At 49.1% G+C, this 13,634-nt stretch carries 17 protein-coding genes; 12 read left to right on the top strand and 5 right to left on the bottom strand.

From position 1 onward, the window contains the following. Positions 1–281: 281 nt before the first annotated feature. Both lexA and HMPREF2626_RS07420 read right to left on the bottom strand, forming a co-directional pair. Positions 282–893, bottom strand: coding sequence for a transcriptional repressor LexA (lexA, locus tag HMPREF2626_RS07425; protein WP_067976286.1), 612 nt, complete (start codon positions 891–893; stop codon positions 282–284). Positions 894–967: 74 nt separating this feature from the next. Continuing rightward, positions 968–2,641, bottom strand: a complete 1,674-nt coding sequence (locus HMPREF2626_RS07420; protein ID WP_070619547.1) for an Rqc2 family fibronectin-binding protein — start codon at positions 2,639–2,641, stop codon at positions 968–970. Positions 2,642–3,052: 411 nt separating this feature from the next. Between HMPREF2626_RS07420 and trpX the strand changes: the two genes are divergently transcribed. The 3 genes from trpX to HMPREF2626_RS07405 are packed head-to-tail and all read left to right on the top strand — an operon-like array spanning position 3,053 to position 5,773. Then, positions 3,053–4,108, top strand: coding sequence for a tryptophan ABC transporter substrate-binding protein (gene trpX, locus HMPREF2626_RS07415; protein WP_070619545.1), 1,056 nt, complete (start codon positions 3,053–3,055; stop codon positions 4,106–4,108). 2 nt (positions 4,109–4,110) lie between these two features. Continuing rightward, on the top strand, positions 4,111–4,998 hold the full coding sequence (locus HMPREF2626_RS07410) for an ABC transporter permease (protein ID WP_070619542.1): 888 nt from the start codon (positions 4,111–4,113) through the stop codon (positions 4,996–4,998). Positions 4,999–5,002: 4 nt separating this feature from the next. Continuing rightward, positions 5,003–5,773: an ABC transporter ATP-binding protein gene (locus HMPREF2626_RS07405; protein ID WP_070619538.1), complete on the top strand. Its 771-nt coding sequence runs from the start codon at positions 5,003–5,005 to the stop codon at positions 5,771–5,773. Positions 5,774–5,835: 62 nt separating this feature from the next. On the opposite strand, the gene nrdH is transcribed toward HMPREF2626_RS07405, so the two are convergent. Continuing rightward, positions 5,836–6,057, bottom strand: coding sequence for a glutaredoxin-like protein NrdH (nrdH, locus tag HMPREF2626_RS07400; RefSeq protein WP_070619535.1), 222 nt, complete (start codon positions 6,055–6,057; stop codon positions 5,836–5,838). A gap of 110 nt (positions 6,058–6,167) precedes the next feature. Here nrdH and HMPREF2626_RS07395 point away from each other — a divergent pair, with 110 nt between their 5' ends. From HMPREF2626_RS07395 to HMPREF2626_RS07385, 3 genes are read left to right on the top strand one after another with little or no spacing between them, the layout of a single operon-like run. Further along, on the top strand, positions 6,168–7,034 hold the full coding sequence (locus HMPREF2626_RS07395; RefSeq protein ID WP_070619533.1) for an NAD(P)H-hydrate dehydratase: 867 nt from the start codon (positions 6,168–6,170) through the stop codon (positions 7,032–7,034). After that, positions 7,035–7,523 (top strand): Cys-tRNA(Pro) deacylase, encoded by a 489-nt coding sequence (gene ybaK / locus HMPREF2626_RS07390; RefSeq protein ID WP_070619531.1) that lies wholly within the window; start codon positions 7,035–7,037, stop codon positions 7,521–7,523. A 13-nt stretch (positions 7,524–7,536) separates the two neighbouring features. Continuing rightward, positions 7,537–8,001, top strand: coding sequence for an NUDIX domain-containing protein (locus HMPREF2626_RS07385; protein WP_083294401.1), 465 nt, complete (start codon positions 7,537–7,539; stop codon positions 7,999–8,001). On the opposite strand, the gene HMPREF2626_RS07380 is transcribed toward HMPREF2626_RS07385, so the two are convergent. Next, the gene (locus HMPREF2626_RS07380) at positions 7,998–8,561 is read right to left on the bottom strand and encodes a 5-formyltetrahydrofolate cyclo-ligase (protein ID WP_070619528.1); all 564 of its coding nucleotides are present in this window, start codon (positions 8,559–8,561) and stop codon (positions 7,998–8,000) included. The genes HMPREF2626_RS07385 and HMPREF2626_RS07380 overlap by 4 nt on opposite strands. 35 nt (positions 8,562–8,596) lie before the next feature. Here HMPREF2626_RS07380 and HMPREF2626_RS07375 point away from each other — a divergent pair, with 35 nt between their 5' ends. Continuing rightward, positions 8,597–8,881, top strand: coding sequence for a DUF503 domain-containing protein (locus tag HMPREF2626_RS07375; protein ID WP_070619525.1), 285 nt, complete (start codon positions 8,597–8,599; stop codon positions 8,879–8,881). 70 nt (positions 8,882–8,951) lie between these two features. After that, positions 8,952–9,440, top strand: coding sequence for a ComE operon protein 2 (locus tag HMPREF2626_RS07370; RefSeq protein WP_067976265.1), 489 nt, complete (start codon positions 8,952–8,954; stop codon positions 9,438–9,440). 69 nt (positions 9,441–9,509) lie between these two features. On the opposite strand, the gene nth is transcribed toward HMPREF2626_RS07370, so the two are convergent. Next, positions 9,510–10,145, bottom strand: coding sequence for an endonuclease III (gene nth / locus HMPREF2626_RS07365; protein WP_070619521.1), 636 nt, complete (start codon positions 10,143–10,145; stop codon positions 9,510–9,512). 224 nt (positions 10,146–10,369) lie between these two features. On the opposite strand from nth, the gene HMPREF2626_RS07360 reads away from it, so the two are divergent. From HMPREF2626_RS07360 to HMPREF2626_RS07345, 4 genes are all read left to right on the top strand, one after another. Further along, entirely contained in the window at positions 10,370–11,380 is a 1,011-nt protein-coding gene (locus HMPREF2626_RS07360) for an LLM class flavin-dependent oxidoreductase (RefSeq protein ID WP_070619518.1), read from the top strand. A 74-nt stretch (positions 11,381–11,454) separates the two neighbouring features. Then, positions 11,455–11,787 (top strand): glycine cleavage system H family protein, encoded by a 333-nt coding sequence (locus HMPREF2626_RS07355; RefSeq protein WP_070619515.1) that lies wholly within the window; start codon positions 11,455–11,457, stop codon positions 11,785–11,787. A 197-nt stretch (positions 11,788–11,984) separates the two neighbouring features. Then, the gene (locus tag HMPREF2626_RS07350) at positions 11,985–12,758 is read left to right on the top strand and encodes a protein-ADP-ribose hydrolase (protein ID WP_070619513.1); all 774 of its coding nucleotides are present in this window, start codon (positions 11,985–11,987) and stop codon (positions 12,756–12,758) included. After that, positions 12,751–13,617, top strand: a complete 867-nt coding sequence (locus tag HMPREF2626_RS07345) for an SIR2 family NAD-dependent protein deacylase (RefSeq protein ID WP_070619510.1) — start codon at positions 12,751–12,753, stop codon at positions 13,615–13,617. The genes HMPREF2626_RS07350 and HMPREF2626_RS07345 overlap by 8 nt, the downstream gene beginning before the upstream one ends. Positions 13,618–13,634: the final 17 nt, after the last annotated feature.

Raw genomic sequence — 13,634 nt, 5'->3', positions numbered from 1 at the left:
GTCACTTCAAGTCTGCAACTGCGAACCCGACTAGGGTGTGAGAAGATGCGGCTAGAAAGGGACTTCTAGAGCCAAAAGCCAGAGAAGACTGAAGGTCTTCGGCGGCTTTTGGTGAAGAGGAGCTATTTCTGCTAGCCTAAACCCGACTGCGGCGGAGACTTGTGAACTGACACGAAAGCTGCCAGCCCGAACCCGACTACAGCGCGCAAGCAATTTCCCATAGAAACTAAAAAAGGAAACTGGCAAAAATCCAGTTTCCTTTTTCTATAAAAAATTTCACTTTAGAAGGTATGCTCTCTAAAGAGGGAAATAACCTTGCCTAAGATGGTACAATTGTCCAAGATAATCGGGGCCATTTCATGGTTTTCGGGTTGCAGGCGGATATGGCCGTCTTCTTTAAAGAAACGTTTGCAGGTAGCCTCATCAGCATCAGTCATCGCAATGACAATCTCGCCGTTCTCAGCGCTCTGCTGTTGGCGAACGAGAACATAGTCCCCATTGAGGATACCAGCTTCAATCATTGAATCCCCGCGAATCTTCAGCATGAAGAGGTCTTCATCACTCTCGGCGAGGTGGGGTGGCTTAGGAAAATAACCTTCAATATCCTCGTAAGCAGTAATAGGCTGACCCGCTGTCACGGTCCCTAGCATGGGGATGCCACGGGTGTTGATGCCCAGTTTATCTAGGCCCTTTTGAGTGATTTCTAGCGCCCGGGGCTTGGTCGAATCTTTGAAAAGATAGCCTCCTTCTTCTAGACGGTTCAAATGGCCATGGACTGTGGACGTTGAGGCCAGGCCAACTGCATCGCATATTTCGCGGACAGTCGGGGGATAGCCCTTGTCGTCAACACAATCAAAGATATAGCGTAAGATTTGCAGTTGCCGTTCTCTCATCTCTGTGTCCTCCTCGAATGATTTGCCCTCATTATAGCATAAATCGATCACAGACACAAACAAACGTTCTCATTTTATTCTTTATTAGCGATCTGGGCTGGTTTGACAAAGACGGTTTTTTGGTTGAAGTAGTTGACAAAGCCCGGCTTAGCCCCGTTCGGTTTCTTGACGTCCTTAACCTGGGTGTAGTCAACCGGTACATTGTTGGAGTGGCGCGACTTGGAATAGTGGGCAGCGATACTAGCGGCTTCGAGAATATCGTCATCACTAGCTTGGTCTGTCTCTAAGATGACATGGCTGCCGGGCACGTCCTTGACATGGAACCAGTAATGGTTCTTGTTGGCCTGGCGCATGGTCAGTTGGTCATTTTGTTTGTTATTGCGGCCCACTTTAATGGTATAGCCGGAGGGACTGGTGAATTGCCGGGGCTTGAGCGGCTTGATCCGCTTATGGGTCTTCTTTTTACGGTCCTTGATATAGCCTTCTTCTTTGAGCTCTTCGCGGACCAGTTCCAGTTCTTTAGGATTAGACCATTCGATTTGGGCTTGGATGGATTCCAGGTAGTCGATTTCTTCCTGGCTCTTAGCCAATTGTTCCTGGATATGTGACCGCGACTTAGTGAGTTTATTGTATTTTTGATAGTAGGCTTGGGCATTCTCGGCAGGCGACAGCTCTGCTTTGAGAGGGATATGGACCAGGCGGTTGTCGTCGTAATAATTGGGCAGATCCACACTAGCTTGGTTCCCCTGGAGCTGGTAGAGGTTGGAGGTGAGGAGCTCCCCTAAGAGCTGGTAGTGGTCAGCTTTTTGACTCTTTTCCAGGTCCTTCCTGAGGTTCTTCTGTTTCTTTCTCTGGTGCTTGAGTTCCCGCTGGGTAACTTGGTCAATCTGCTGGCCGATTTCTTGGACTTGCTGGCGCTCGGTATGACGGGCATAATAAACATCCAAGAGCTGGCCGAGGCTGGCGTAAGTTTCTTTATCCCCAGTCAGACTGAGATAGGGGAAGGCCGTGAATTCTAATTTCTTGTCAGTGCCTGTCAGGCAGGGCTGGGGCTGGTCGAAGGCCTGGCAGAATTCTTGGATAATCTGCCCCAGAGCCTTATCTGGATTGGACTGGGCACGGAAGATAATTTCATCCGCTGATTCCCGGCCTAGCCCCATGAGTTCTTGCTGGAGGACTTGCCGGGACAGGTTCTGTTGGCTGGTAGGCTGCCAATCGCTCCCAATTTTGAAAGGATTGGCCTTGTTTTGATAGGGAGGGAGTTGGTAGCTAGCCCCGGGCAAGAGGGTCCGGTAGCGGTTCTGGTAAAGAGGGACCCGTTTGATCACATCCAGAATTTGCCCCTGGTGGCCGACTAAGATGATATTGGAATGGCGTCCCATCATCTCGACGACTAAAGTCAGCTTCTGTTGGTCGCCGATCTCATCCGTCCGCAAGAGCTCCAAACGAATCACCCGGTCGTTTTCGTATTGGTCAACAGCGATCACTAGGGCGCCCTTGAGGTACTTGCGCAGGACCATGCAAAAATTGGGTGGGGTATCGGGCATAGGGTAGTCCACCTGGCTCAATTGGGCCCGGGCAAAGTCCGGATGGGCGGAGAGGAGGAGCTTATGATTTTGCCCCTGTTTGCGTATGGTAAGTAGAACTTCATAATCAGAAGGTTGTTGGATCTTGTTGATTTTACCTTGTGTCAATGTATCTTTGAGTTCGTGTGTCATACTGTGTGTAAACATTCCATCAAATGACATTCAAACACCTTCTTTCCAATCACTAATTATAGCAAAAAAGCCTATAATATCAAAACTAAGGAGGATAGCAAGGGAGTTTTATGATAAAGTCTTAATAAAGTTATTGCAAATTCAGACTTAATCTGCTATCCTAGAGCTAACAAATCAAAGGGAGGTTATCACATGTCAGTTTTAGATACAAAACTTAGAGCTTGGCAAATCCGCACGGCTTAGTTGTATTTATTACTGTTGAAGCAATAGATACAACTTCAGACAACTGAGGCTGTATCTGTGCGGTGTGATAACAAGACAATTTTGAGTACCCGCATAGACGCATAAAGAGTGACTTTATGTCTGTGCGGGTTTTTCTATGGACCTGCAGCTTCTGCTTTAGCTGGAGGTTTTTTATTTTTAATAAGGAGGAAAGAAGAAATGAAACGATTTACAGCTTTAGGCAGTTTCTTGATTGCTGCCTTGATGGTATTATTCCTAGCTATGCCAACGCTTATCGAGAAAAATAAGGCCGCTCAAGCACCTAAGACTAATTCGGGGAACCAGGCCGTGACGGCTAAGGCCTTAGATGAAGACTTGAAGGTGGGTCTGCTCCAACTCATGGACCATCCCGCCCTGGACCAAATCCGCCAAGGCTTCTATGACCAACTGGCCAAGCGGGGGTATGTGGATGGGGAAAACATCCATATTGACTACCAAAACGGCCAGGGTGACCAAAATAACTTAAAAATGATTTCGGATAAATTTATTGCCGATGACGCGGACTACCTAGTAGGGATTGCAACCCCGGCTGCCCAGGCCTTGGCCAATGCAGCAGAAGGGAACGTGCCGGTTGTTATGGGGGCCGTTGCCAATCCTAAGTCCGCTGGTTTAGTGGAAAATTACGAGAAACCAGGGGCTAACATCACCGGAGTTTCTGATATTCCACCGGTTAAAGAACAATTTAGACTGATTCAAGAAATCCTTCCTGAGGCCAAAACCATCGGCATTATCTACAATTCTTCCGAAACCAACTCTCACGCCAATGTAGCTTTGGCCAAAGAAGTCGCTGCAGACATGGGCTATGAGGTTAAAGAAGCGACCATCAATTCCACTAACGATTTAGCCCAAGTCGCCGAACAATTAGCCAATGATGTGGATGCCATCTGGGTCCCAAATGATAACTCGATTGCTTCGTCTATGCCGACTCTGATTGCTGCTACCGACAGCAAGGGCATTCCTGTCTTCCCGGTTGTAGATACCATGGTTAAGGACGGGGGCCTGGCAACAGTCGGCATCAACCAATACCAATTAGGGGTCGATACAGCCAATGTCACCGCTGACCTCATGGATGGCCAGAGTCCAGCTGACCATCCGATCGTCTTTACAGATAAGACAGATACCTATGTCAATAAAGAAAAGGCCGACCAATTAGGGATTAAATTGCCTGATTCCGTCCTTGAAAAAGCAAGCGATGTTAATGAAGGAGGGCACTAAGCATGGATATGATTATTTCTGCCTTATCACAAGGCGTGATCTGGGCCGTTATGGGTCTGGGCATCTATATTAGTTTCCGGATCCTAAACGCCCCTGATATGACGACAGAAGCTTCCTTTACTCTAGGGGCAGCCATTGGGGTTCAGATGATCCATTTTGGTCTCAACCCCATCCTTGCCTTATTGATTGGCTTTCTAGCCGGTATGGCAGCGGGGGCCATCACAGCCCTCCTTGTCACTAAGCTAGACATCAACCCCCTCCTGTCAGGGATTATTACTATGACTGGTCTTTATTCCATCAACCTGAAGATGATGGGCCAGGCCAATCTCAGTTTGAGTGGCCAAGAAACCTTCAAGACCATGCTGAGTGGGCTCGCTCTCCCTCGAAATGTAGATACCATCCTGATAGGGACTGTCGTTGTAGCCATCGTTATTGCCCTGATGGCATACTTCTTCAAGACCGACCTGGGCCAGGCGCTGATTGCGACTGGGGACAATGTTCACATGGCCCGAGCCGTGGGAATCGACAGCAATGAAATGACCATGTTAGGCTACATGCTAGCCAATGGTTTGATTGCCGCTTCCGGCCTCTTGGTGGCGACCGACAACGGCTATGCGGATATCTCTATGGGGATTGGGACTGTGGTGATCGGCCTGGCCTCCATTATTATCGGCGAGGTCATCTTCAAAAATGTCAGTCTGACCACCCGTTTCATCACGATTGTGGCGGGGTCGATCATCTACCGCTTACTCTTAAGTCTGGTGCTCATGCTTAACTTTAATGCAGATGATTTTAAACTCTTCTCTGCGATTATCGTAGGTCTCTGCCTAGCCATTCCTAAACTTCGCAAGTCCTTTAACCGCAGCAGTCGTCAAAGTAGAAAGGGGTAGACCAATGACGCACTTATTAGAGCTTAAAAACGTAGACAAACGCTTCAATCCCCATACACCGGATGAATTCTATGCCTTGGATGATTTGAATCTCACGATTGAAGGCGGGGACTTCATCACGATCATTGGGGGCAACGGAGCAGGGAAGTCCACTCTCCTTAATGCTATAGCCGGGACTTTTGATCTGGATGCTGGACAGATCCTTCTGGAAGGGGAGGACATCACGGACACTTCGGACATCGAGCGAGCGGCCTATATTTCCCGGGTCTTCCAAGATCCTAAGATGGGGACGGCACCGCGGATGACAGTGGAAGAGAACCTGGCCTTGGCTGAGAAGCGGGGGCAGACCCGGGGCTTACAATTGGCCTTGGACCAAGACAAGCAAAGCAAGTATCAGGCACTCCTCAAACAATTAGGCCTAGGTTTGGATGAACGCTTGGAAGCGGAGATTGGCCTGCTCTCAGGGGGCCAACGTCAGTCTGTCGCCTTGTTGATGGCAACTATCGTGAAGCCGAAGCTCCTCTTGCTGGACGAACATACGGCTGCCTTGGACCCCAAGACCTCACGGCGGATCCTAGAGATCACTGCTGAGCAAGTCTCCCAGGAAAACTTGACGGCCCTGATGATCACCCACAACCTCCAAGATGCCTTAACATACGGCAACCGCATGATCTTAATGGACCGCGGGCATATCATCCGAGACTTTAGCCAAGCGGAAAAAGAAGCCCTCAACCCAACCCAACTCTATAGTTTGATGGAAGAGATCAACCAGTAAAAGACGTCTCACATCATTCAAAAAGCCCCCTGACCGATTGTCAGAGGGCTTTTGTATTGGGCTTAGGCAAATTTTGCTAAGATATCTGGGCGGAAGCCGTAGAAGGGTTCTTCGCCATCCGCTACGATCACCGGTAGGGCTTGGAAGCCAAGGGCCTTGACTTCTTCTAGAGCGGCTTCGGATTCAGTAACATCGATCATTTCGAAGGCTACCCCATGTTCGTCTAAAAATTTCTTTGTAAATTTACATTGCATGCAATTAGGTTTAGAATATACTTTGACCATTTCCGTCATCCTTTCAATCCATCTTTTTCTTTTCGCCTAGATATAGTATCATAGAATCATAGGAGATACAAGATATAGCTTTTATAAAAAATCAAGGAGGGTTGAAGCCAATGCAAGCCATAAAAATTACAGAAAAACGGGTGGTCGATTGGCTGCCCCAGCGGCCCCGTCAGTCCTATAAGGGCTCTTATGGGCGCCTGCTCTTAATTGGAGGCAACGCAAATATGGGGGGCGCTATCCAGATGGCGGGTCAAGCGGCCCTAGCCGGGGGTGCAGGTCTAATCACGATAGCCACTGATCCGGTGAATGTGCCTGCTATCCATGCCAGCCAGCCTGAATTAATGGTGGTCGACTGGTCAAACGTAAAACAAGTCCAAGCCGCCCTTGAAAGCAGCGAAGTTATCCTCGTCGGGCCAGGTATGGGGCGGTCACTCTACCGCTGGCGACGCATCAGCCAGCTTCTCTACCAAGAAGCCCGGACCAAGCCCCTTATTATTGACGGAGATGCCCTAACCATGTTGGCAGCAGATATCAAAGACCAGGTCGCTCGCTTAAAAGAATTTAAGCAGCTGATTCTAACCCCTCATCCTGGCGAATGGGCTCGGCTCTATGGGACTTCCGAGCCCAAGGCCGATCCAGTCAGCGTCCAGGCCTGGTGCGACCGCTACCAAGTCTATTTGGTTAAGAAGAGTGAGGCCAGCCAAGTCTACCTGCCGGGCCAGACTGCCTATTACCAGAACACTTGCGGTAATCCTGGCATGGCGGTCGGCGGGTCGGGGGATACCCTGGCTGGTATGATGGCTGCCTTTATCGGCCAGAGTCAGGATGACTTGGCAGGGGCTATCTTGAGTGCCCTTTACTGCCACAGCGCCCTGGCTGACCAGATTTACCAGGACCATTATGTGGTCCGGCCCAGCGCCATTGCGGCGGGCTTATCAGCCTTTATGCGGGATTTAAGTCGGAAGAAGGGAGTCTAAATGGGAAAGAAACATAAGAAAACTAATGCTATCCGCATGGTCGAACAAGCGGGGATAACTTATGAACAGCATGAATACGACTACGATGAAAACCACCTGTCGGGACGGGACGCCGCCAAGCATTCCGACCTGCCGGCTGAGCAGATGTATAAGACCATTGTCTGCCAGGCCAATCCTCGGGACCACTATGTCTTTGTCCTTCCGATTCTAGAAGAATTGGACCTCAAGCACTGTGCCCGGATTGCTGGTGTCAAGAAATTGGAACTTTTACCCTTACAGGATCTGCTCAAAGTGACCGGCTATGTTCGCGGGGGCTGTTCGCCAGTTGGCATGAAACAGCTCTTTCCAACCTATATTGACCAATCTAGCCTAGCTTATGATATGATTTATGTCAGTGCCGGCAAGCGTGGCTTCCAGTTGGGCCTTGCGCCTAGGGACTTGGCCAGCTTAGTTCAGGCGGAATTCCATGCGCTTAGCCGCGATGAATAGAAAGAGGGAAACTATGTCAAACCATCATCTATCGCCCAGTGCGGGCATCCTCATCCTAACACGCGAGTGCGAAGGACAAAGGGAAGTCCTCCTCCAGCACCGGGCCAATACAAAAATGCTGCCCCAACAATGGGACCTCATTAGTGGTCATGTTGAAGCAGCTGAAAGTGTCCGCCAAGCCATTGTGAGGGAAGCCAAAGAAGAAATCGGCATCGACCTTCATGTCGATGATCTCGACTTTGTCCTCCTCAGCCACAATCGCATTAGCCAAGACACGACTTATTATAATATTTTCTTTACCAGCCAGCATTTTCAAGGCCAGCCTCACATCTTGGAAGCGCAAAAGCATGACGCTTTAGACTGGTTCCCCTTGGACGACCTGCCTAGCCCCTTGGTCAAGGACCGCAAGCTCGCTTTAGAGGCCTTAAGGACAGGTCAGACCTATGTGGAAGTGGACTTCGACGCTTACGAAGACTAGCGGCCAGGGAAGTATTCAGCCTTTTCCGTAACGATATGGGGGACTAGGTGGTCGTGGGGGGCCATAGGTATTTCGTCCACCATTAATTCCTCGAAGTAGGGGAGACTGATCTTCCCTTGGTATTGGGCCAAGAAGCGATCATAGAAGCCGCCCCCATAGCCTAAGCGTTCGCCTTTAGGATTGCAGGTCATGCAGGGCAGGGTTACCCAGTCAATGTTTTCAAGAGGAACAATCTCCGCTTCGGGGCTGGGTTCTTCGATATTTAAGTTACTCATAATCAGTTCATCGCCTTGGTCATAGCGGCGTAGGCTCATCTGCCCCATACTTTCCACCCGGGGAACGACAATGGTTTTCCCATCCTGCCAGGCCTGACGGATGAGCGCTTCGGTATCAAATTCCCGGGGCATGGTCAGGAAGGTGAAGATGCATTGGGCCTCTTGGTAGGTCTCGCTTTTAATGAGGCGGTTCGTAATTTTCTGACTGGCCGAAGCATAGTATTCGGGACTCAGTTCTTGACGTTTGGCTTTGACGGCTTTACGCAGTTCTTTTTTGCTTAACATAAAATAACCTCCTGTTAATTCTAGAAAGGATCACAATGTACGTACTAGCTTTTGAATTGACCTGTCGCTTATCCGGCATCCAGTCACTCAAAGACAAGCGGCGATTGATCAAGAGTATCATTCAACGCTGCCAGCGAAACTATGGGGTATCAGCTGCTGAAATTGCTCACTTAGACGACCACCACTTCATGAGTCTGGGCTTTGCTTTAGTATCTAATACTTACAGTAAGACTCGCAACCGCCTCCTCCAGTTAAAAGAAGAAGTCGAAATGACCTATCCTATTGAAATCGTCGCCTGTGACTGGTATGAAGGGGTCTAGAAAAAAGTTTCTGCTGATTCAGGCCTAATGACTTTTGTCACACGCTCATAAGAGAAAAGGAGAAAAAATCATGAGTAACCGCATCCCTTGGGACCAATACTTCCTGGCGCAGAGCCTAATGCTATCCATGCGCTCAACCTGCCAGCGTTTAATGGTGGGCGCCGTTATCGTTCGAGACAAGCGGATTATTTCGGGAGGCTATAACGGCTCCGTTTCCGGTGAGGTCCACTGCCTCGATGAAGGCTGTTATATGGAAGACGGCCACTGTGTGCGAACCATCCACGCCGAGATGAACGCCTTACTCCAGTGCGCCAAATTCGGGGCTCCGACAGCTGGGGCTGAAATCTACGTCTCCCACTTCCCCTGCCTCCAGTGCAGCAAGGCCATCATCCAGGCTGGCATTTCGAAGATCTATTACTTGTATAACTACCACAACCATCCTTATGCCCTCCATCTCCTGGACCAAGCGGGAATCGCCTACCAGGAAGTCCAGCTCGAAGAGGGCTTCTTTAAGGAAGTGGGCCAGCAACACCAAAAAAATCTCAAGCAGACAGACTAAGGGCTGGCTGCTTTTATTGTGAGGAAATGCCTGGCTTTATATGCATCCAGGCGAGGCCATTCACCTTTCTTATGCATTTTTTTCATCTAGGCATTGGTAGAGTTGGGGATAGTCCCGGCAGTCAGGATTTTTGGGATGGCAGATATTGCGGCCAAAGTAGATCAAGGCTTGGTGGGCCTGGGTCCACTCACTAGGGTCCAAGAGGCTGGTCACCCGGTCCTCAATCTCTCTGACACTGGCATCTTGGGCGACGATCCCGTGGTGCTTGCAGACCCGGGTCACATGGGTATCCACCGCAAAGGCAGGGATATCAAAGGCAATACTTAAGACGACATTGGCAGTTTTCCGTCCGACACCTGGCAGTTTCTCCAGGTCTTTACGGTTCTGGGGCACCTTCCCATCAAAATCTTCCACCAGCATCTTGGCGCAGGCGACCAGGTATTTGGATTTGTTGCGGTAGAGGCCAATCCGGTTGATATAGTCCGCCACATCATCTTCCTTCGCCTGGCTTAGGCTTTCTGGATCAGGATAGGCCGCAAAGAGGGCAGGGGTGACCTTATTGACCTGGACGTCTGTTGTCTGGGCGCTCAGGATCACAGCTACCAATAATTCAAAAGGATTTTGATAATCAAGGGCGGTTTCCACGTCAGGATAGAGGGCAATAATCTCTCTTAGAACCTGACGGGCACATTGGTCAGTTAACATAGTACACCTCCTTTAACGAGTTGCTCTTATTTTATCATAGTTTTAAAGAAAACGGTTGCTATTCAATTATTGTACTTTTATATGAACAATAAATGTATAAATACCAAGCTTTTCTAGTCCAAAGAAGAATTTTTTGAGGAAAGACCCTTGGCAAAAATTGACATGTATTCGCTTTCGTCATAAATTAGAAGAAAGACATGTTGGTTAAAGAAAGGAGTTCCGAGATGACGGAATATAGTATCTTAGACTATGCAGTAATGGATGAAGGGGAGAGTGCGGTTGAGGCCTTAGCCCATACGGAAGAATTGGCCGAGCTAGCTGAAGACTTGGGCTATCAACGCTTCTGGGTGGCTGAACACCACAATATCCCCGCCTTCGCTTCCTCTAGCCCGGAAGTGATTATGATGCGCCTGGCGGACCGGACCAAAAGCATTCATATTGGGTCAGGTGGCGTGATGCTTCCTCATTACAGTCCCTACAAGGTTGCGGAAAATTTCAAGGTCTTAGCGGCCTACCATCCGGGGCGGATTGATTTAGGCTTCGGTAACAATAAGAGCGTGCCCCAAATTGCCAAGGTGATGAATGAATATCAAGAAGGGGAGCTCTCTTACGAACAGGCCATCAAGGACCTCTATAAGTATATGACTGATGAGGACCAGACCGACCACCGCTTCAATGATCTCAAGGCCAATCCGACAATCGGAGAAGATTTAGAGATGTGGATCCTCTCCTCAAGCGTAAACAATGCCAAATTAGCGGGACGCTTGGGGCTTGCCTATTGCTTTGGGATCTTCCCCTTTGCCCGGGATAATGTCTTAGAAATTGCGGAAGAGGCGGTGGCTGCTTACCGGGATAACTTCAAGCCCTCCAAGGCAACAGCCGAGCCCCGGGTGATGTATGCCGCCTTTGTCGCCGTGGCAGACGACCCTGACCATGCCGAAGACCTAGCTCAAGCTTTGGACTGGTGGCTCTTGGGTCAAGATAATTTCCGCTATTATGACCGTTTTCCCTCCATCGCTAGCAGCCAGTCCTTTGAAGCAACAGCGGACCAAAGCCAGGCCATGAAGGAGAACCGCAAGCGCATGATTACGGGAGGAATTGACCAGGTAAGCGCCGAAATCGCCGATTGGAACCGCCGCTTAAACGCCGATGAGGCCCTTTTGATTCCCTTAGTGCCCGGCTTTGATAACCGGACCAAGAGCTTAGAGTTGCTAGCTGAGGCCCTGATCAAGTAAAGCAGGCAAAGGGTCCCATTATTTGGGAAAATATGTTATCATGATAAAGTAAGTTTTAACTTGGAGGTATTAGAATGAAAAAACGTGCAAATTTCTTATTTATCGAAAAAGACGGCGCTAATTATGTCGTTTCTATGACCCCTGAACTACAAGATGATGTCGGCACCGTTGGCTTCGTTGAATTCACTAGCGAAGACCACTTAGAAAAAGATGACCCTATCGCCAATATCGAGGCTTCAAAAACCGTGATGGAAATCCAAAGTCCATTAGCTGGTAAGGTCGTAGAAAAGAATACGGCGGCTGAAGACCAAGCGGAACTCTTAAACTCAGCCAAGTCAGAAGAAAATTGGTTGCTTAAATTAACAGATGTTGATGAAGAAGCCTTTGCGGGCTTAGAAGACGCCTAATTAGCCTATGATAAAAGTCGTTAAACCCTGGACTACGAGAAGAAATGCTGGCGGATTGCTCTTAGACAATCGTCTAGCCATTTTGGAAGTGGATGCCAGGGTTGACTTTTGGATTAGCTTTTGCATATTAACGATTTATGAGGTGGCGGGGCCTTCACCTTGCCCCTTTACTGATTGAAGAAGAGGAGGGGACTTTTATGGAAGCCAGTTTGCCAGCTTTGATTAAGTATCTCCAGGCCGAACGTCCGGATTTTGACTTGGACCCTGCTTTACCAAGTTTTGACCAATACCGTAGCCTAGTCAATACCCGGCCAGCACAACCCATCAGCTCAGACTACCTGGAGGCGGAAGGCCAGGTGCTCGATGTCATTAACCAGGCCAAGCCGCATTATGACTGGACGGACATGGCTGAGACTTGGGGGCCCTTAGCTCTCTGGCAAGGGGATATTTGCCAGTTAGCAGTGGATGGGATTGTCAATGCCGCCAATTCTCAACTCTTGGGTTGCTTCATTCCTGGTCATGCCTGCATCGATAATGTCATCCATAGCTATGCTGGGACTGCCTTGCGTTTAGAATGCCAAGACCTGGTGGCTAAACAGGGGCGCTTGGAAGCTGCCGGCAAGGCCAAGCTAACGTCCGCCCACCACTTACCCAGTCGCTACATAATCCATACGGTAGGCCCTGTGATCCAAGATGGTCGAGTGACGCCTATCCGCCGTCAGCTCCTGGCCAAGTGCTACCGGTCTTGCTTAGAAGTCGCTGAGCGGGAAGGACTAGACTGTATCGCCTTCCCTTGCATTGCCACGGGGCAGTTTGCCTTTCCAAGAGAAGAAGCTGCCCAGATTGCCATTCATACGGTGACTGCTTACCTAGATGAGCACCCATCTCGACTCAAGGTCATCTTCAATGTTTTTAGCGATGAGGATGCCCAGATTTACCGTCAACTATTAGGGGAGGAAAACGATGAATAAAATTTGGAAAGCGCTCCAGGGCGCAGAAGAAAAGTCCGAATCAGAATTACTGGCTGAGCTCTTTAAGGAAGCCGAGGCTCTGGTGATCGGAATTGGAGCAGGGATGTCAGCTGCGGATGGTTTTACCTATGTGGGCCCTCGTTTTAAGGAGAATTTTCCTGACTTTATCGCTAAATATGGACTTTTTGACATGCTCCAAGCTTTTTTAAATGATTTTGAGTCCTTAGAAGAGTACTGGGCCTTCCAGAGTCGCTTTGTTAAACTTAACGGCTTAGACCAAGAAGCTGGGGCTTCCTATCTCAAATTAAAAGATCTCCTAGCAGATAAAAACTACCACATCATTACCTCCAATGCGGATAATGCCTTTGAAGCAGCGTGCTTTGACCTGGATAAGGTTTTCTACTACCAGGGCAAGTACGTCCTCTTCCAATGTTCCAAGCAGTGCCAGGATGTGACCTACCGCGATGATGATATGATCCGCGAGATGGTTGACCGTCAAGAAGATATGAAGGTACCTAGCGAACTGATTCCTTACTGCCCAAATTGTGGGGCACCCCTGGAAATTAACAAGCGTGACACAGTCCGAGGCATGGTCGAGGACGCCCATTGGCATGAACAAGAAGCGGCTTATACGGACTTCTTAGCTGCCAATGAAGGGAAAAAGGTGCTTTACTTGGAGATTGGTATCGGCCATACTACTCCTGAATTGATCCGCGAACCCTTCCAAGAAGAAACCCTGGATAATCCACAAGCCCTCTATGTGATGATGAACCAGAAACCCTATCATATTCCGTCCGAACTGGCTGACCAGAGCCTGCGTTTGAGTGATGACTTAGCCCAAACTTTCGCCAATATGTAAGAAGAAGGGAAAAGGTA

This window comes from Aerococcus sp. HMSC062A02 (assembly GCF_001809535.1).
Taxonomy (GTDB): domain Bacteria; phylum Bacillota; class Bacilli; order Lactobacillales; family Aerococcaceae; genus Aerococcus.
Note: the sequence above shows the minus strand (reverse complement) of the source record. Positions and strands in the feature narration are given on the sequence as shown.